This is a genomic window from Paenibacillus sp. V4I9 (assembly GCF_030817295.1).
GTDB lineage: Bacteria > Bacillota > Bacilli > Paenibacillales > NBRC-103111 > Paenibacillus_E.
Genome location: NZ_JAUSZE010000001.1, coordinates 5,399,008 through 5,417,596, shown reverse-complemented (window position 1 = coordinate 5,417,596; position 18,589 = coordinate 5,399,008). Strand labels below are relative to the sequence as shown.

18 protein-coding genes are annotated in these 18,589 nt (G+C 44.0%); 5 read left to right on the top strand and 13 right to left on the bottom strand.

The features are described from left to right. Positions 1–37: 37 nt before the first annotated feature. From QFZ81_RS25220 to QFZ81_RS25170, 11 genes are all read right to left on the bottom strand, one after another. Positions 38–1,363: a GntP family permease gene (locus QFZ81_RS25220; protein ID WP_307605269.1), complete on the bottom strand. Its 1,326-nt coding sequence runs from the start codon at positions 1,361–1,363 to the stop codon at positions 38–40. 79 nt (positions 1,364–1,442) lie between these two features. Beyond that, positions 1,443–2,156, bottom strand: a complete 714-nt coding sequence (locus tag QFZ81_RS25215) for a GntR family transcriptional regulator (protein WP_373463790.1) — start codon at positions 2,154–2,156, stop codon at positions 1,443–1,445. Positions 2,157–2,167: 11 nt separating this feature from the next. Next, positions 2,168–3,184 (bottom strand): sugar kinase, encoded by a 1,017-nt coding sequence (locus QFZ81_RS25210; protein WP_307440425.1) that lies wholly within the window; start codon positions 3,182–3,184, stop codon positions 2,168–2,170. Further along, positions 3,177–3,932, bottom strand: coding sequence for a 2-dehydro-3-deoxy-phosphogluconate aldolase (gene dagF, locus QFZ81_RS25205; RefSeq protein ID WP_307440427.1), 756 nt, complete (start codon positions 3,930–3,932; stop codon positions 3,177–3,179). Before dagF ends, QFZ81_RS25210 begins: the two co-directional genes overlap by 8 nt. A 1-nt stretch (position 3,933) precedes the next feature. Continuing rightward, positions 3,934–5,037 (bottom strand): DgaE family pyridoxal phosphate-dependent ammonia lyase, encoded by a 1,104-nt coding sequence (locus tag QFZ81_RS25200; protein WP_307440429.1) that lies wholly within the window; start codon positions 5,035–5,037, stop codon positions 3,934–3,936. Further along, entirely contained in the window at positions 5,015–6,115 is a 1,101-nt protein-coding gene (locus tag QFZ81_RS25195) for an amidohydrolase/deacetylase family metallohydrolase (RefSeq protein WP_307440431.1), read from the bottom strand. The genes QFZ81_RS25200 and QFZ81_RS25195 overlap by 23 nt, the downstream gene beginning before the upstream one ends. A gap of 261 nt (positions 6,116–6,376) precedes the next feature. Continuing rightward, entirely contained in the window at positions 6,377–7,024 is a 648-nt protein-coding gene (locus tag QFZ81_RS25190) for a nitroreductase family protein (RefSeq protein WP_307440433.1), read from the bottom strand. Positions 7,025–7,110: 86 nt separating this feature from the next. Further along, a complete protein-coding gene (locus QFZ81_RS25185; RefSeq protein WP_307440434.1) occupies positions 7,111–8,142 on the bottom strand; it encodes an ABC transporter permease in 1,032 nt (343 codons plus the stop codon). After that, positions 8,139–8,816, bottom strand: a complete 678-nt coding sequence (locus QFZ81_RS25180) for an ABC transporter ATP-binding protein (RefSeq protein ID WP_307440437.1) — start codon at positions 8,814–8,816, stop codon at positions 8,139–8,141. Before QFZ81_RS25180 ends, QFZ81_RS25185 begins: the two co-directional genes overlap by 4 nt. Before the next feature lie 25 nt (positions 8,817–8,841). Then, positions 8,842–10,026 carry an MFS transporter gene (locus QFZ81_RS25175; RefSeq protein ID WP_307440439.1) on the bottom strand — a complete coding sequence of 395 codons (1,185 nt, stop codon included), beginning with the start codon at positions 10,024–10,026 and terminating at the stop codon, positions 8,842–8,844. 22 nt (positions 10,027–10,048) lie between these two features. Continuing rightward, entirely contained in the window at positions 10,049–11,383 is a 1,335-nt protein-coding gene (locus tag QFZ81_RS25170; protein ID WP_307440441.1) for a polysaccharide biosynthesis protein, read from the bottom strand. 226 nt (positions 11,384–11,609) lie between these two features. Between QFZ81_RS25170 and QFZ81_RS25165 the strand changes: the two genes are divergently transcribed. The 5 genes from QFZ81_RS25165 (at position 11,610) to serS (ending at position 16,276) form a co-directional block, all read left to right on the top strand. Then, positions 11,610–11,924 carry a hypothetical protein gene (locus QFZ81_RS25165; protein WP_307440444.1) on the top strand — a complete coding sequence of 105 codons (315 nt, stop codon included), beginning with the start codon at positions 11,610–11,612 and terminating at the stop codon, positions 11,922–11,924. Positions 11,925–11,952: 28 nt separating this feature from the next. Beyond that, entirely contained in the window at positions 11,953–12,585 is a 633-nt protein-coding gene (locus QFZ81_RS25160; protein ID WP_307440446.1) for a hypothetical protein, read from the top strand. 31 nt (positions 12,586–12,616) lie between these two features. Further along, positions 12,617–13,642: a tetraprenyl-beta-curcumene synthase family protein gene (locus tag QFZ81_RS25155; protein WP_307449498.1), complete on the top strand. Its 1,026-nt coding sequence runs from the start codon at positions 12,617–12,619 to the stop codon at positions 13,640–13,642. A gap of 73 nt (positions 13,643–13,715) precedes the next feature. Beyond that, positions 13,716–14,684: a 6-phosphofructokinase gene (gene pfkA, locus QFZ81_RS25150; protein ID WP_307440449.1), complete on the top strand. Its 969-nt coding sequence runs from the start codon at positions 13,716–13,718 to the stop codon at positions 14,682–14,684. A gap of 308 nt (positions 14,685–14,992) precedes the next feature. After that, positions 14,993–16,276, top strand: a complete 1,284-nt coding sequence (serS, locus tag QFZ81_RS25145; protein WP_307440452.1) for a serine--tRNA ligase — start codon at positions 14,993–14,995, stop codon at positions 16,274–16,276. Positions 16,277–16,332: 56 nt separating this feature from the next. On the opposite strand, the gene QFZ81_RS25140 is transcribed toward serS, so the two are convergent. Both QFZ81_RS25140 and QFZ81_RS25135 read right to left on the bottom strand, forming a co-directional pair. Further along, positions 16,333–17,286 (bottom strand): D-2-hydroxyacid dehydrogenase, encoded by a 954-nt coding sequence (locus QFZ81_RS25140; protein WP_307440454.1) that lies wholly within the window; start codon positions 17,284–17,286, stop codon positions 16,333–16,335. Positions 17,287–17,378: 92 nt separating this feature from the next. Beyond that, the gene (locus QFZ81_RS25135) at positions 17,379–18,560 is read right to left on the bottom strand and encodes a putative glycoside hydrolase (RefSeq protein WP_307440456.1); all 1,182 of its coding nucleotides are present in this window, start codon (positions 18,558–18,560) and stop codon (positions 17,379–17,381) included. Between the last annotated feature and the right edge of the window lie 29 nt (positions 18,561–18,589).

The window sequence follows — 18,589 nt, the reverse complement described above, 5'->3', positions numbered from 1 at the left end:
TGTATAGGCTTATTTATTTTTGAAGAGCAGCCAAATGTTATACGAATATATCTACGAGCAGCACAGTTCCGAATGCAATAAACGAGAGCAGTGTCTCAAGTACCGTCCACGTTTTAAACGTTTCCTTGACCGTTAACCCGAGATATTCTTTGACCATCCAGAAACCGGCGTCATTGACGTGGGAGAGCATGAGAGACCCTGCGCCTGTGGCGATAACGAGCAGCTCCAAATTCACGCCTGACATATGCTCAACAATCGGCGAAACAATACCTGCCGCTGTCGTTAATGCGACTGTTGCCGAACCTGTCGCGACACGGATTAATCCAGCAACCATGAAAGCTAGAACAATAGGAGAAAGGGAGATATTCTCGGCCATTTGAGCAATGGATGTACCGACGCCGCTTGCGATAAGGATCTGTTTAAACCCGCCGCCAGCACCGATAATCAAAATAATCGAACCTACTGGTAATAGGCATTCATGGGATAGCTTGCTGATATAATTTTTATTCATGCCTTGGCGGATGCCTAAGAAGTAGAAGGCTGCAAAACATGAAATTAGAAGCGCAATCACCGAGTTCCCAATAAAGACTAGGAACTTCATAAATCCGACAGGAAGTGACAGATAGGGTGCAACAACCGACAAGACCATCAATAATACAGGCAATAAGATAATAAAGAACGAGATGCCGGCACCTGGCAGTTTCTCAGGCTCTGTGCTTGCGCTGAGCAGCTCTGGTTCATTCTCTGGTATCACTCGCTTATGCACCCATTTAGCAAACAAAGGACCTGCAATGATCGCCGCTGGGATTGCAATGATGAGAGAGTAGATAAGCACTTTTCCGATATCAGCTTTGTAGATACCGATGGCTGTCATTGCCCCCGGATGCGGTGGCACAAGACCATGAACAATGGATAATCCGGCAATGACGGGCAGGCCGATTAACAAAATATTTTGTTTCGTTGATTTATGAATGGAGATGACCAAAGGCAGCAGCATGACAATCCCTACGTCAAAAAATACAGGGATCCCTATAATAAAACTGGAGAGCAGCATGGCCCAAGGCAATCTTTTTTCACCAAAAACCCGTATGAAGAAATTGGCCACTTGTGTGCCTGCGCCTGAATCTGACATCATTTTTCCTAAAATCGTACCTAAAGCCAATATGCCAACTAGATGGCCTAAAACGTTTCCAACTCCGGTTTCATAGGCACCAACAATTTTATCCATGGATAACCCAGCCATAATCGCTAAGAACAAACTGGCAACGGTTAAACTAATAAATGCATGCCATTTCCACCAGGCTACTCCTAAAATGACAATCACAATCGCTAATAATGTAACCATTAATAGATACATATTCATATATAATCCCTCTTCTCCATGTTGTAGTAAGCGTTATCATCGTGTGGACGAGAAAAGGAACTGTGCTTTTTCGCGTATCTTAACTGTCATAATTGACTACATAGTTGTGCATGACCGTGCTGTAATACCCTTTACTGAATTCGATCAGATCGCCACTTTCATCATACGAATAACGTAATCTCTTCAATAGAGGGGTTCCTTCTTTTACATGCAAGATTTCTTCCACATGAGAAGGTGCAGTGGCAGCAGCAAACTCATCTCGATACTTTTCTAAGGCAATTCCGTGCTCCTCAAGCAATTCATACAAGGACTGATCATTCAAATCCGAGAGTTCGATATTTGACATTTGCATGGATAGATAGTGAGAGTAGTGAATATAGGGTGTGTCATTCAAGTGATAAAGACGCTCGATGAACAAGCAGCGCTCCCCAAATAATTGATAAGGTTCTGTGCCTACATCATTCGTTACAACTTCGGCTCGCAACAATTGCTTGTGAATTTGATGGCCTTCTTCAACTAGAACTTCTGTAAAACGCTTCCATTTGGAAAGCTTGGACGTAGAAGCATTTCGTATAACCTTGGTCCCTTTGCCGCTGCTCTTTTCCAAATATCCCTCTTGCGCAAGTTCTTTGATGGCATTGCGAATGGTGATCTTGCTTACATCGAATTCCTGCTCTAGCTGTGGCTCTGACGGTATATTCGTTCCTAAGGGATACACACCGTGTAAGATGCGATCCTTCAGGATATTCATGATTTGTAAATATAAAGGTCTTTTATTGCGGGATAAATTCACCAATCCAATCACTACCTTTCTACATCGCCTACTGCTTCCGTCATCGCACGAAGAATTTCGCTTTCTGATGACATCGGAGTATCGCCTACAATGGTATGTGCAAGCATGCCAGCGGCCGCTGCAAATCCGACTGTTTTCTCCGGTGAAAATCCCTGAATTTCTCCGTGTACGATACCGCTCGTGTAGGCATCTCCTGCACCAATTCTATCATAGATAGAAAACGTGAGCAGTTTAGAAAAGGTGAAGCTTTGGTCCTTATAGATAAATCCGCGCAAGGAATGCGTGTTGTCACCGTTAATGTTACGGTGTGTGCCTGCTATGACAGAGATCTGATATTGCCCCGCGACGGCTGGAATCAGATCCGTCAATTGTTCTTGGCTTTCGATCTGATCCGTATGCATGCCGAGGGTAAACATCGCGTCTTTTTCGTTCATCATGACAATGTCAGCCAGCTCTAGCATTTCCTCATAGTGCGGTTTAGCCTTTGCATAACCGTCTTCGCCCCAATGGGCAAGACGATAGTTACAATCGAAGACAACGGTGCCGCCCTGCGCTTTGACCGCTCTAGCCAAATCTTTCATTTGCTTACGTACCCCATCATTCATGGCCAGCGTAATACCGCAGAAATGTATGATATCAATATTTTTGGCGATTTCAGTAATAGGATAAGTGTGTTCAGGGGCTGTGTTGAAGCTGCTCTCCTGGCGATTAGAATATGTCACGCGGCTGGGCCGCGCACCGAATCCATTTTCTAAAAAATACATGCCCAAGTAGCTGCCGCCTCGAACAATGAATGATTGTGTGATACCTAATTTTCGCAAATATGATTCAGCAGCATCACCCACGGCATTAGCCGGCAATCTGGAAATCAGGTACCCGGTATGCCCTAAGCGCGCCAAAGCTGAGCTTACATTCACGCCTGTACCGGAGAAAGAATAATTCAAACTGCTAGCTTGGGATAAGAGTTCATACCCCAGCACCTGCAAGCGCATCATGACTTCTCCAAAAGCAGCAATTCGTTTAGCCATGATGATCAACCAGTTTCTTCATGATCGCCAGTAATTCACGAACATCTTGGGCTCTCGTCTTTCCAGTATCTTTATCGATGATCGATGAATACACGTGAGGGATGACTTGTGGAACCTTAGCTTCCAGCGCGATACGCAGGATCGTTTCGAAATTATCCATGTCGATGCCGCCAGTTGGTTCTAACGCAAAACCTTCTTCTCCGCATGCTTGTGCAACAGCGCGCAATTCGTCTTCACAGCTTAAGCCATTCATCGGGAAATATTTCAAGGCATTGCCGCCCATGTCGCGGACAAGCGCGATCGCTGTTTTAACAGGTACAATCGCATGCTCGGATTGCGCAGCGCTCACTGGACCTGTTGAGATATTGACATAGCCGATGCGTCCAGTAGGGGACACCAAACTGTTAATCCAGCTATCTTGGTCGCCAAGATTGGCGCGCGTTGCACCTACGGCAGGGAATACTTGGTTAATGTGGCTGCCCGGATAGTGCTTCGCAATGGCTACTACAACTGCAGCTTGACGATTATCGCCAGCGCCAAGTCCGATTGAGACAGCTTCGTCAATGGCTTTTCCATATTCTTTCATTTCTTCTACAGCTAATTCAACCGTTGGATAGTCTTTGGAAAGAACGCCTACAAGTACATAACCTTCCGCTGCTTCGAATATCTCTTGAGCATTCTCTACACTATTAGCCAATACATTCAATGCCGCGCGGCCTTTATAGAAACGTTTTGCGATGTTGGACATATTATTTGCCTCCTACTAATTTACGTATTTGAGCTGCGATAACCTCAATATCATCGCCTTGAAGCGGACGTGGATCGATATCGAAATAGCCCTGTCTCACGCCATAATCACGTGTGTAGATAGCAATCTCACCGCTCTGCAGTCCTGTTACAACTTCCTTGGCCGTAGTGCCAGTTTGCTCAGGATCAATTTGAATGCGCGCGCGGAAAATCGCACGACCTGCTTCATCCTGTACAATGTTTACTTTTAAACCTGTCATTTCACTGAGAGGCATTAACACTTGCAAAGCTGCTTTTTCTTGTTCGCTTTTATCTTCTTTGACGCCATATTCATCAAGCGCTTGAAGTAAGCCGAAAGTGGTTTCTTTGCCAACTTTCATACTTCGTCCAATACCATGAAGTTGTACTTTTACCCACTCGATAAAGCTTCGTTTCCCGCCAATAATCCCTGAGGTTGGACCTTCAATGGCTTTTGAACCACTGTAGATGGCAAGATCTGAGTATTTTACATACTTTTGAATATCTTCTTCTGCAGCAGCATCAACGATAAGCGGAACACCATTACGCTGTGCAATCTCCCATGCTTCTTCAACATTAATCATATTTTTTTGGACGGTATGATGGGATTTCACGTAAAGAATAGCAGCTGTATGTTCAGTAATCGCATCTTCAATATGCTCAGCTTTACCCTCATTGGCGTAGCCAACTTCAATAAGCTTACCGCCTCCCAAGTAGATCATTGTTTCAACGGGTGCTCCGTATTGGACATTGTGACCTTTGAGCATGATGATTTCGCTTTTAGCAATAGGCTCTTGATGCAGTCGTTCACTTCTGCGGCGATTCCCTTCAGTCACAACAGCCGCGACAGAGAGAGCGATACCGCTTGAGGCCGAATTGACGACAACCGCAGCTTCGGAACCTAGGATATTGGCAACATAGTCGCCTGCTTTATCAACGAGATCCGCAATCTCAACGTAATTTTGCCCGCCATGCTTCATGGCTTCCATGACCGTATCTGTCGGAGCAGATACACCTAGAATGCTCATTCGTCCACTTGCATTGATGACACGTTTTAAACCATATTTAGCATTTAACGAGAGAGCCATTCACAACCACTCCTTTGGCTTGTATGATTTGATCTGCTATACGTTTGTCACCTTCTGAATCAACAAGTGTAGTCTGTTCATTTTGAACCGTAAACAGGGTTAGATTGGCAACGTCACCAATTTGAATTCGACCAAGCTCTGGTTTATCAAGCCAGTGTGCTGCATGTGCGGTGACTGCTGCGATGACCTCTTCAAGCGAGTAGCCTAAGTAAAGAAATTTTGAGAGTACATGGGACATACTGTATACAGGGCCGTTCAATCGGTTGCCGCGGTAGATGTCTGTACTGATGGTATCTAAACCGATATGATGTTGTTTTGCTGCTTCCGCAACCTTAAAAGAAAAGCTTGCAGTGCCATGTCCAACATCCAGATGCACGCCTCTTTCAATAGCTTTCGTAAACGCCTGTAACGGTTTTCCATCCTCTTCAAAAAGATTATTAGCTTTTCCATTCAGATAATGGGTAATGATATCTTTTTTCTCTAATAGTGAAAGGATGTCTTCAATACTAGGCGGTCCAGAACCGATGTGGATCATCAAGGGGAGAGAAGTTTCAAGAGAAAGTGCACGTGCAGCGAGCAAAGGTTCAATGCCGCAGTCACGAACAACACTTTTGCTTATTCTTGCCTTTAATCCAACAATGACATCCTTATATTGATTTACGGCCTGTACAGCCTTTTCATGATCTATCCATGCCATGTTGGATAATTCATCGACTCTTTTTAAACCAATTCGTGAAATGTTCAAAAAGGCAAACAAGTTCGTTTGGGCTCGTTCTTTACTTGCAACTAAGTCTGCAATTCGGTCAGCACCGCAGCTTCCAGCGTCTATAATAGTAGTTACACCTTGTTTGATTCCAATCTCATCGATTTCATCGCCATAAGGATCAAACTCAGGAAAGGCATGGGTGTGTAGATCGATCCAGCCGCTCGAGACATAAACACCAGAATAATCAAAAATATGCTTCCCATGTCCACTACCAACGCTGGTCAAATCAGCGATCTTTCCGTCTTCAATTACAATATCGAGACATTCTCCATTCACGTGCTTTACGTTGTGCAATACGAATCTCTCTTGCATGCTTGTCACCTTTTTCTGCAACTCAATTTATTAACACTTACATTTAAGATTGCCTAGATTTCTCCTTACATATGTAGGAGAAGTTTGTGACTATAATGTAAAGAGTATAACGTTATAATGTTACAATAGCACAGAAAATTAACGAAGTAAATATAACGTTATAATGTTTAATTAATTAAATTTTGCCATGAAATAAGCAATGGAATTTGACGCCTAAACAAAAGGAGCTGTCCGCGAATGCGGCAGCTCCTTTCAATCGTATTAGTCGATGATTTGAAGAATATCATCGACTTCTTTGCGTGCCAGTTTGCCTGGACGATCCTTCGGATAACCGAGGGAGATGACCATATTAATCTGACATTCTTCTGGAATGTCGAGATAAGTTCGAATCTGATCTTGGGCCAGCAGCACAGGGCCCGTCATCGGGCAGGTTGCCAAGCCTCTAGCGTGCGCAGCGAGCATCAGGTTCTGAGAGGCTAAGCAGGAGCTCTTAATGCCTTCTTCGGCCCATACGGTGTCTTCAACGAGCTGAATCGGATCAAAAATACGATCACGGAACTTCGATTCGTAAGGAGTTGCTAAGCAAATGATAAGTACAGGAGCATCGGAGAATGCTGTAGCATAGGGACCGAATGACTTCACCAACAAGCGGGCTTCTCTAGAAAGTCCCTTTTCCTCGGCAGCCGCCGCACGGAGATGGAGTTGGTCCCAGGTCAATTGTTCGATATGTTTGATTTTCTCTGTATTTCTTATCGCAATAAACTTCCATGTCTGGGAATTTGTATCGCTGGGTGCATATCTGGCGCAGTCGATAATTTCACGAATATCTTCCGTGGCAACTTCTTGCTCTGTAAAGTTTCGAACACTGCGGCGCTCTAGTACAATCGTCTTGAAATCTTCATAATTCATAAAAAACAACTACCTGCCTTTGCTGCTTGAATTGTGCACATTTTGTTACTTGGTACTAAGACTTTATCCTTATTATAAAGCAGTTGCTACTGCAGCACAACCGTGTCGCCTTCATTCAGACCTTTTAGCACTTCGGTTTTCTCAGGGGTTTCCAACCCAATCTCAATATCACGTCGTTCTACGCCAATGGCAAACTCGCCTTTCATACGATCTTCTTGATACAAATTAGTCTGCGTTGTGAGTTGAAGTTTTTTAATCATTTCATCTACTTGTTTCACATTCATACTGCTATCTACTTTGACTCTAACTTCTGAATATTGAACATGTCTATTTGTTGAGGACTTATTTTGGGCTTGTAGAATTTTGAGACCTGTTTCAGGGGATACATAGGCAGCTTTGTTCCCTTGCAGCATGGATTCTGGCAATCCATCGGGCTTCTTCAGTACTCCAATGACGCGAACTGTCACCTCATTTGGTTGGGTTGTAGTCCCTGACTGGTTACCTGACTGCTCTTGGTTATTATTCGATTTCAATGATATTTGCTTTTGATATAGAGGGTAAGGAATAGCACCCATTTGACGATAGGTTTCGGACTGTTCCTTGCTAGGATTTTGCTGCATAAGTTTATTACGTACTTCCTGCGTCTTTACATCCAAGACACCAAGTGTAGCCCCGTAATTGAGGACGATATTATTAACCTGATCACTAGCCCCTCCTTGTTGGAACTTGGAGTCAAAGTCCTCTAAAGTACTCAACTCCGTTGCCTTGAGATTAAGGTAGCTTTGTTTGCCGTCATCGACAGTGAAGCTGAATTGTCCTAAATCTTGAAAACTAGCAACCGATTTAACATGAGGAAAGGTACGAATGAGATCGAGCTTACTTGACGTAACTTTAGAAGGACTGTTAGGATCGCTGTTTTGGTCAACGATTGTGATTTCATCGGTTTTGAGATAGAAGCTCATTTGCTTCTGACTGTAATGTTGAATAGATTCGCCAAAGCCAAGAGCAACCATAATGGAAGCCGAGCCAATGGCAATTCCGACGGTACAAAGTGCTGTCACAACCTTGCGTCGCTGCAGCTGGTCCCAGCCAAGACGAAGATAATCCTTAAGTTTCATCCGGCCTCACCTTCCTGATCGTTTCCTTCCAGTAAATAACCATCGCGAAGCAGCAAAATACGCTGCGTTCTGCGTGCAACTTCATGCTCATGGGTAACAATAACGAACGTGATGCCATTCTGGTTCAAGTCAATGAGTAGATCGATGATCTCTTTCTCCGTCTTCGTATCCAGATTGCCTGTCGGTTCGTCGGCAAAGACGATAGCGGGCTTCGTTATCAAGGAGCGGTCAATACTGACACGTTGTTGTTGTCCTCCAGATAACTGTGACGGAAACATATCAGACTTATCCCCGATACCGACTTGCTGTAAGAGAGCGATTGCTCTTTGTTTACGTTCTTGACTTGCGACACTTTGGAATACAAGTGGCAGTTCTACATTCTCGCGAACGGTTAAATGTGGTATTAATTCATAAGATTGGAAGATGAATCCGATATGAGTCCGCCGAAATTCCGCCAAGCGGTTTTCGCTCATTTTCTCAATGGCCTGTCCAGCGATTAAAATACTGCCACGGGTGGGCTTCATTAAATTAAGCAGAGTTGATTTCCCTGAGCCTGAACTACCGAGCAGAGCAACCATTTCTCCTTGCTCTACTCGGAAATTAAGCTCATGAAGAACGGGAGTTTCTTCTTGGCCTGTGCGGAAACTGTGAGATAACCGTTCAATGGCTAACACGTGATCAACCCCTTCATTTTAAAACTCATCGACCACTAGGCATACTTTCACTTTCATCGTTTTGAAATATATGCGTGCCCAGGAACCCAATGGCCGCGACGATCGATAAGCAAGCTGCAATGACATAGACTGTGCTTCCACCAGCTAAATCAAAAATCCAACCGCCTAACGTGCCGCTTATTAGTCCTGCAATACTAGACCAAGCAACAGCGAAGATGGCTTGCCCAGAGGAGCGATACTCATCAGGAATGATTTGGCTAATATAGCGATTAGCCGTGAATAAGAAGATACCGAATGTTAAACTGTGTAACAATTGAACCCCAATGACCCAAGTGGGATCTTGAATAGAACCCATAATGAAGAAACGCACGGCATATATGATTCCGGCAAAGGCAAGCAGGGGTAATTCTTTGAACCTATGTCCATGCTTGCTAAGAAAGAAAAACACCGGAATTTCACTAAGAGCCGAAGTCATCCAAGCATAGCCAATTAGGGAATCAGAAGCCCCAAGCTGGCGCATGTACAAGGCCAGGAATCCATCGTTGAAACGATGTGAAACGGACATAATAATGACTAACACTAAGAACCAGATGAACTTCTTAGAACGAATAATATCGAGCATGCCCCCGAATGCCATCTTCTTACCACCTTGACGCGCATCTTTTAGCAAAAAGACAATGACTAAAGTGCAACTAATCGTAAGTAGGCATAGTATTGGCGTGAGCCCTGTACCATAGTATCTAAGAAGTAACCCGAAACCTCCGGCAGATACGGCGAAACCGATGGAACCCCAGACGCGGAAGGAGGCATAGCTCTTGCCGCTATCTCGAATACTTAGCATTAACTGGCTGTCATTCAATGAATTTACGGGCTGCTGGAAGAAGAAAAACATCGCTAAACATATGTACAGTAAGGAGAACCAACCCGCGGTAAATACCAGGATGGCAGTGACCAGCTGACCAATAATCAGAATAATCATGATTTTCTTAACCGTTTGGAAGCGATCACTAAGGAATCCCCACAGCAAGTTGGTCGCTATCCCAATCAGGGGTCCAATGGCATACAGTAAACCGATTTGAATCTTGGAGTATCCTTTGTAATCAAAGTAAAGCGGAAAAAAAGTAACTACAATCCCCATCGTCATAAAAAAGGAAAACGTGAACAATTTGAGTAGATGGTCTTGTGGCTTTGTAGGAATAGACGTTTTCATCAGTAGTTATCACTCGATTTCTTTACAAATTTTCTGTAGAAAAATTCGTTGGCTCGTTTTCGGACGTTCGTTTGAGTACATAGAGTACGACAAGAAGCTCAGCTAGCATACCAACAGATTGCGCGAGGGCACCGATCAAGCCATTCCAACCGGGTGCATTTGATATGGCGATGAATAAGGTTAACACGGTAACGATAGCATTCGCAGTTTGAGAGAAAACCATGATTTTCGTTTGGCCCCTCAACATAATAATACCGTTCATGTAATCAAGCCACGGAAATACAATCGTCATGATCATAAATATACGCATGGCAAGCAAGCTTGCATGCATCAGTTCGGAATTAACACCCATGACATGTGTCATAAACCAGGGTCCGATAGCTGTATAGGCAAGAATAGCGATGAGTGCTCCTGGAATAAAGCTAAGAAGGAGTACAAAACGGACAACAGTTCTAGCATCTTTGCGATAGAAATTCAAAACAATTTGATGAATATAAGAAAAGAAACTCAAAACCAATTGAGTCAAGGAGCCGGCAATTGCATATGAGGAGATCGCTAAATGAATATGCGTTGTTTTACCTAATATGGCATTTATGGCGGGTCCAATGACGACGGCAATGATCGAAGAATACAGAAGGGGCTTATAGAAGCTGAAAATTTGTTGTTTGGTTTCAATCGGATGATCAGGCGCCTTCTCTGGTATGACGGTTCGAAGTAAGTTAGTTCCTTCCCATACAGCAACCATAGCTTCAATAATCATTCCCACTAAGAAAATAATGGCGCCAACACGGCCACTAGATACATTATCCGTTGTAATAAAATATAAAGATAACAAATACATGGCGATGATTCGCACGCACATTCCTATGGTCAACCATTTGGTCCGCATATTAAAAATAATGATACCGTGAAATAAGCAACGTAGTCCTGAGAATATGCTCACGTACATCAAGATGCGATATACACTAAGCGTAGTGTCTAATAATTCACGTTCAACCCCAAAAAAATAAAGAAATACCCATTCTCCAACAGGTGTATAACATAAAATGAGACCAATGAGAATGATGCACGCGAATACATAAGAACTAACTGCTGCCATGGCTCGAAAGGAGATGCGGTCTCTTACAAGGGCTGAGCAAGCTTGTCGCAGCAATACAACGGGTTTTTCGGTTAGGCCAAGTAAGCTTAAAGGCAAAGCATAGCTGGCAATGACAACTTCCGGATTATCGGCCCTGGCCAAGGTGCTATTGATAATAACATGCGAGAGGGTAACTAGTGTTGCTGAAAGGCCGAGGGGGAGGAAAAAGGAGATGAGCTGTTTCCATGTGATGTTTTCTTTTATTGTCTTAGCGGTCATCTAAATCGCACTCCTTAGTGTTTTGCTTTAGCAAAACTAGCTTCGTAAGATTAACTCTTACTAAAAATTCCCTTTTAAAAACGTTATTTAAGTATACCAGAAAATGAAATCAGGTTGACATACAATTTTAACTGGAAACCCAAGGTTTGAAGTGATACATTTAAAGGTAGAATGTTTCTTGAACAAGTCGCAGCCAGTTTTTACTGCAAGGAGGTTTAACAGAAGAATGAGCTGCTATTTCCAGTACGATGCCAGACTCGGAATTGAGATTCCCGTGTTAGAAGTGGAATGGGAGAATTATCCACCCAGTGTGCGTGTTGATATTTTATTACATTGGGAACAAGTTCGCGGTGCAATTCCTGACCGCATTATGAAGCTAGAGGCGACGATTATTTACAAACAAAATCAGCTGGACAAGGAAGACGATTTTCCCACATCATGCCGTTTGAATTCCGAAATTGCTGACTTAGCTTCTATCATAAATGATCTTCATCTTTGGTTCCGGGCGAATCAGGAATTGGAATCGAAAACCCACCAATAATGGTTGTCAATGAAGGGAGAATGACTGCATGCATAGCAATAAGGATGGGGATAACTGGCTGGAAGCTATTGCAAAGCCGCTCTTGGAGCATCTACCTGCTTTATATCCGATTGAAGAATGGGATGGAAGTATCGATGCACGCATTGAAGCGCTTGTCCCAGCTATGATGACCCAAGGCAGTCCGGGGCAAGAGTCTTATGGATTGGCGATTAAAGCGGGTCTTTTTTTACTGAATGAGAGTTTAGATAAATCCCATGATATTGCCCAGGAAATCACGAATGCAACAGGCAGCTACTGGCATGCTCTGATGCATCGGATGGAGGGGGACTACAGCAATGCGAAGTATTGGTTCAACGATGTCGGTCATCATCCTATTTTCTCTAACTTACTACAACGTGTGAGCGATTATTTGACTGTAAAAGACCTGGCGGATTTGGACAATGAAGCCCTTCGTCAGAAGCTTGAAGTGCTTATTACTTCTCCGGAATGGGTCCCTTGTGTATTCATAGATATCGTAGAGTTACAAGTATCCCTGGTTCAAAATCCTATTGTTGATCAATGGTTGCGGCATATTCAACGATATGAAATGCAGTTATTGTTGCAGTATTGCTATGAACAAAGTTGTGGAGGAAGTCTGCTTGAAGCAATTGGACAGAAGTAGCACAAAGGTTCCACAAGGCCCAATAAGATTAATGGTCAGGGTGTACCGTTATATTTTACCAGACGTAAGCGATCAGCTTTCCATATGGAAATTAAAGGCGGAAAATATCCCAGATAGCGAGCTGCGTACTCAAGCATTAGCCAGTATCGCTACGAAACAATTTCATTGTCAAGGTGGCGCTGTTTATGCGGCTGCTAATTTGTCGATGCGTCATGTACTTATCCCGCTCATTGTTGCGTTTCAAACGATTAGCGATTATTTAGATAATCTGTGTGATCGCAGCACATCTTTGGATCCCCAGGATTTCCGTCAATTGCACCAATCGATGTTGGATGCTGTTGATCCTTCTCAGCCTTTGAACGATTACTATGCATACAGACAAGAGAAAGAGGACGGAAACTATTTAACAGAACTCGTCCAAAAGTGTCAGTCTTGTATTAGTCTGCTTCCGTCATATACACAAGTAGCCGATCAGGTGCGAGATTTCGTAGCCTTATACTGCGACTTACAAGTGTACAAGCATATTCGCAAGGATATGCGGGAGCCTGAGCTTCATCAGTGGTGGGATCAGCATCATCATAGGTATAGCCAAATTTCTTGGAATGAATTTGCAGCAGCCACAGGTTCAACGTTAGGCATGTTTATGCTTTTCCTTGCAGCTTGTGATCCTCATTTGAGTGAAAAACAGGTCGATTCTATACGGGAGGCTTATTTCCCCTATGTGTGCGGTCTGCATATTTTACTTGATTATTTAATCGATCAGGAAGAAGATATCTTGGGTGGAGACCTGAACTTTTGCAGTTATTATGAATCTATGGAAGCAACCGTTGAGAGAATTGCCTTTATCGTGCAAGAGGCTCGTAGCAAAATTTTGTTCTTGGAACATCCGCGATTTCATCGTATGATAATCGAAGGTTTGCTTGCGCTCTATTTGTCGGATCCAAAGGTCAACGGCCAACAGCAAGTGAAGAAGATATCGAAGCGTCTTATGAAAAATAGTCCATTAACCCGGTTATTTTTCTGGCTAAATAGCATGTACATCCGTACGTCATCATGAATGACATTCAGAAGAATTAAAGCAGGGAGACTTTGAGCTACGCCCAAAGATCCCTATATTAGGAGGAAATGAAATGTCAGCAGTAAAATCAATTGCCGTTCTAACAAGCGGCGGAGACTCTCAGGGAATGAACGCGGCCGTCCGTGCGGTTGTAAGAAGCGCATTATTCCATGGTCTCGAAGTCTATGCGGTACAACGTGGATACCATGGTTTAATTAACGATGATATTCGCCAAATGGATTTGCGCAGCGTTGGGGATATCATTCAACGTGGGGGAACCATTTTACAAACGGCTCGTTGCAAAGAGTTTTTAACGCCAGAAGGCCAACAGATTGGTGCAGAAAACTTGCGTAAACGCGGCATCGATGGATTGGTCGTAATTGGTGGAGATGGATCTTATCAAGGTGCCAATAAGCTAAGCAAGTTGGGCATCAAAACGATGGGTCTGCCTGGTACAATTGACAATGACATCCCATTCACTGACTTTACGATCGGTTTTGATACAGCAGTAAGCATTGTGGTGGATGCGATCAACAAGCTTCGTGATACGATGACTTCGCATGAACGTTCATCCGTTGTAGAAGTCATGGGGCGTCATTGCGGTGAGATCGCACTCTATGCTGGACTAGCAAGCGGTGCGGAAACGATTATCGTCCCTGAGGTTGAAGTCGACATTAATGAAGTGGCTAACCGCATGAAGGATAATTTCTCTCATGGTAAACGCCATAGTATCATTCTCGTTGCTGAAGGAGCGGGAACCGGTGATGGGATTGCTAAGCAGATTAATGAGTCTGTTGGGATTGAGCCTCGTGTAACTGTTCTTGGCCATATTCAACGCGGCGGAGCTCCTACACACAATGACCGAATCTTGGCAAGCCGTCTCGGTGATTTCGCTGTACGTAAGCTTATGGAAGGCGATTCTTCCAAAGCATGCGGTGTGATCAAAGGGGAGTTAGTAGCTACTGACATTGATTTAGTTGTCAATACAAAGCGTCCTTTTAATACAGAACTTTATGAATTGGCAAGTCGTTTATCCCAGTAGGTCTACATTGGAACAAACGCTTATTGACCTGTATCATAACTTCGTTTATAATATCGAACAACATACAAAGCGACATTAGGTCTGTGAAGAGCATCCAACTCGGAGACGTTCATGATCGGTAAGGCGCAGAATACATCGCCTTACTCTAAATAAACCGGCACCGCCCGTTATCGCGGAACCAAGCGGATGATGACATGTTAATGTTATCATCAAGTTGGGTGGCACCGCGAGCAGAACGCTCCTCGTCCCAATCGGACAGGGGCGTTCTTTGTCTTTTTCCCATAATAGAAAAGGAAGCGGTGAGTGGTATGTTGGATATCAAATGGATTCGGATGCATCAGGATCAAGTGAAGGAAGCGGCACAAAATAAAGGGGTAGAATGTCCCCTTGATGAGCTGCTTGAGGTAGATGAGAAGAAAAGGCTTCTGCATCAACAAGTGGATCAGCTGCGCACAGAACGCAATCGTGCATCTGCTCAGATTGCTCAGTGTATGGCTGAGCAGAAAAAGGGAGAAGCTGAGGCTCTGAAAGATCAGGTCCGCGGCTGGAACCGAACATTAACGGAATACGAAGAGGGGCTTGCGAAACTGGAGAAGCGTTTCAAGGAGTTAATGCTTACCGTACCGAATCTGGTTTCACCTGAAACTCCAATCGGGGCTACCGATCAAGATAATGTTGTACGGAAAGTAGTGGGTCAGCCTACCTCGTTTGAATTTGTGCCTCGTGATCATATGCAAATCGGTGAGGAGTTAGATTTATTCGATTTCCCCCGCGGAGTGAAAGTGGCTGGAAGCCGGAATTACTACCTCAAAGGGATGGGGCTTTATTTACACAGAGCTGTTCAACAGCTTGCTCTTGATCTGCTATCAGATCGAGGGTTCACGGTGATGGATGTCCCTTTGATGGTGCGGGAAGAGACGCTGCAGAATGCGGGCTTTTTCCCGGCTGGGAAGGTCCAGACCTATGAATTACAGGATGAGAATAAATGGTTAGTAGGCACATCGGAAGGTCCGTTGGTTTCGTATTATGCGGATGAAATGATAGATTTATCAAAGGGGCCGATACAACTGGCAGCTGTATCGAATTGTTTCCGTAAAGAAGCGGGTTCGGCAGGTAGAGATGTACGCGGATTATATCGTGTTCATCAATTTGCCAAAGTTGAGCAAGTGATTCTTTGTGAGAATGATCCCGCCATTGCTGATCAAATGTTAGATCAAATCACACGGAATGCCGAAGATATTTTAGAATTACTTGAGCTTCCTTATCATGTTGTTGCTGTATGTACAGGAGATATGGGCGCCAAAAACTACAAGCAGTATGACATTGAGACGTGGATGCCTAGCCGGAATAGCTATGGAGAAACGCACTCGTCGTCAAGCCTTCTGGACTTTCAAGCTCGCCGCAGTGGCTTACGTTATAGGGATAAGAGCGGTGAGCTGCGTTATTGCTATACCCTTAATAATACGGCTGTCGCCTCGCCAAGAATTCTTATTCCTTTACTTGAAAACCATCAGCAAGCAGATGGCTCAATCTATCTGCCACCAGCTCTGAGACCTTATATGAGAGGGCTCACAGTTATACCGAGCAAATAAAATAACGTACCACATCCCTAGGAGATCCACTTTGGGCTGTGGTACGTTATCGTATGTTAATAACCTTCTGTTAAATCTACGACATTCATCATCTCGGTGCCATCTAATATAGCTCTTAGATTATGATAGAAAATGGTGGAAACTCGCTCTGTGTAGTGAGCGGAAGATCCAGCGATATGCGGAGTAAGGATAACATTATCCATGTTCCATAAGGGAGAAGTTGACGGTAATGGCTCCTGCTCAAAAACATCGAGTGCTGCGCCTGCCAGCTGGCCTTCTTGCAGCGCATGGATCAAATCCTCTTCTTCAATGACATCACCGCGAGCCAGATTGATTAAGAAAGCACTTGGTTTCATTAAGCGCAGATGTTCTTTGGTCAAGAAACCTCGCGTTTTAGCTGTACTAGGAAGTAGAAGAACGACGAAATCACTTTGTGTAAGCAAAGTTGTTAATCCTTCTTCTCCGCTGACCGTCGAATCGAAGGCAGGCCCAGGCGATCCGGAACGATTCAACCCAATGACCGTCATATCAAAGGCCTTAGCTTTGCGAGCAACAGCTTCGCCGATTGCACCTGCACCAATAATGCCAATCGTTTTACCATAAAGCTCACCAAAACTGACTTGATTATCCCATACTTTACTTTGCTGACGCTCATGAAGAAGATTCGCTTTACGAACCCATTGCAGCATGAGACTTAGCGTAAATTCACTCATCTGGATCGTATGTACCCCACGGGCATTGGATAGTATGACATTACGCCTGGCTAATTCTTGGAGAGGAAGTTTATCAACGCCGGCGGATATGGTTTGCATCCATTTCAGCTTGGTAGCTTGCTTGAGGGTGTCCGGATTTAGGCGACCAGCCGTGATAATGACATCTGCATCAGCAATGTGTTCCCCGGCTTCACTTGAAGATTTAAACCAATGAAATTGGCAGCGTTCCTTCAAGTCTTGCGGCATCTGATTTTGCATGGAAGTCAAATCCATCCCAGTAATGGCGACAATATTCATTGCATTTCAACTCCTTTAATTACATGATAAATCAAACCGAAAACGAAAGTAAACACCCCGAGTGCTCTTAGTGCCCTCAGGGTGTCTCCATGTTAGTATTTCACATCAGGTGTGTAGTTGTTATTGGCGTTCCATAGGAGGAACTCATTCACGCCGTTTTCTTTCAAAGCACGTATTTGTTCTTCCACTTCATGTTTACCATACTTGATATAACCAGGTACCCAAGAAGCGGTGAAATCTTGAATCCAAGGCCGAACAATCGGTTTCCAACCTTTCTTATCAATGGCTTCCAGCTTCTTGGTTGTATCCTTGGATGCTCCATCGATAGTGACAAAAGGTGCTGCATCCGGCACTTTGGAGCCAAACCAGCCTGTGCTGTAATGACTTGGATAAATCATGGGAGCGATAACATCGACATTTTGAGAGATTTTCTCGAAATCTTGACCAATGCCTTCCGCTGCTGGAACAGAGGCCGCATAACCAAATATGTCGACAGATACACGAACACCAAGTGGCTGCAATTGTTCTTTGGCATATTTGACGAAGGAAGCGACAGCATCAATACGTGAACGTTCATCCTTTGTATATTTGAGAATGTCAGCTCTTTTCTCGAAACCTTCCGGGAATCGGACGTAGTCGAATTGAATTTCTTTAAATCCAGCTTTTACGGCTTCTTTTGCTACTGCGATATTGTAATCCCATACTTCTTTGTTATATGGATTTACGAAGCTGTCCGGTGGGTTTTTACCGTTCCCCCACAGAGTTCCATCTGGATTGACGAAAGACCATTCTGGTTTCTTCTTGGCAAGAATCGTGTCTTTGAATACAACAATACGACCAATTGGATAAATCTTATGTTCGTTCAAGGTGGTCATTAAACCTGGCATATTACCAATAATTTTCTGAGTCGTTCCCATTGCATCAAGCTCGGCGTTCCCTGTTTCCCATGTGATGTAGCCCCAATCATCTTTGACATCAATGACCAGTGAGTTCAGTTCCGTGTCGTCGAGCAGCTTCACAAGTGTATTGAGCCGAGATCCTCCCGCACTATGAGCCGTGGCGTAAACACCTTTAATGACCGGTGCGTCCTTCTGCGGATCCAATTTGTTTACAGGTGCTAAAGGATCTGTTTCTTGGGATGGTGTAGGTTGAACAATCGCAACTGCATTCTTCGCATTCAGAGAAGCTTGCACAAGCTGTTCGAAGCTGGCATCCGGGTTAGCGGCCGTTACATTACCCCAGATTAGGGCAAGTGAAGCAAGTAATATTTCCATGATGTATAAGTCCTCTCCAATCTTTGTTT

Coding starts and splice junctions, on each gene's coding strand:
- QFZ81_RS25220 (WP_307605269.1), bottom strand. CDS start 1,363: ATGAATATGTATCTATTAATGGTTACATTATTAGCGATTGTGATTGTC.
- QFZ81_RS25210 (WP_307440425.1), bottom strand. CDS start 3,184: ATGGCTAAACGAATTGCTGCTTTTGGAGAAGTCATGATGCGCTTGCAG.
- dagF (WP_307440427.1), bottom strand. CDS start 3,932: ATGTCCAACATCGCAAAACGTTTCTATAAAGGCCGCGCGGCATTGAAT.
- QFZ81_RS25200 (WP_307440429.1), bottom strand. CDS start 5,037: ATGGCTCTCTCGTTAAATGCTAAATATGGTTTAAAACGTGTCATCAAT.
- QFZ81_RS25195 (WP_307440431.1), bottom strand. CDS start 6,115: ATGCAAGAGAGATTCGTATTGCACAACGTAAAGCACGTGAATGGAGAA.
- QFZ81_RS25190 (WP_307440433.1), bottom strand. CDS start 7,024: ATGAATTATGAAGATTTCAAGACGATTGTACTAGAGCGCCGCAGTGTT.
- QFZ81_RS25185 (WP_307440434.1), bottom strand. CDS start 8,142: ATGAAACTTAAGGATTATCTTCGTCTTGGCTGGGACCAGCTGCAGCGA.
- QFZ81_RS25175 (WP_307440439.1), bottom strand. CDS start 10,026: ATGAAAACGTCTATTCCTACAAAGCCACAAGACCATCTACTCAAATTG.
- QFZ81_RS25170 (WP_307440441.1), bottom strand. CDS start 11,383: ATGACCGCTAAGACAATAAAAGAAAACATCACATGGAAACAGCTCATC.
- QFZ81_RS25165 (WP_307440444.1), top strand. CDS start 11,610: ATGAGCTGCTATTTCCAGTACGATGCCAGACTCGGAATTGAGATTCCC.
- QFZ81_RS25160 (WP_307440446.1), top strand. CDS start 11,953: ATGCATAGCAATAAGGATGGGGATAACTGGCTGGAAGCTATTGCAAAG.
- QFZ81_RS25155 (WP_307449498.1), top strand. CDS start 12,617: ATGGTCAGGGTGTACCGTTATATTTTACCAGACGTAAGCGATCAGCTT.
- pfkA (WP_307440449.1), top strand. CDS start 13,716: ATGTCAGCAGTAAAATCAATTGCCGTTCTAACAAGCGGCGGAGACTCT.
- serS (WP_307440452.1), top strand. CDS start 14,993: ATGTTGGATATCAAATGGATTCGGATGCATCAGGATCAAGTGAAGGAA.
- QFZ81_RS25140 (WP_307440454.1), bottom strand. CDS start 17,286: ATGAATATTGTCGCCATTACTGGGATGGATTTGACTTCCATGCAAAAT.
- QFZ81_RS25135 (WP_307440456.1), bottom strand. CDS start 18,560: ATGGAAATATTACTTGCTTCACTTGCCCTAATCTGGGGTAATGTAACG.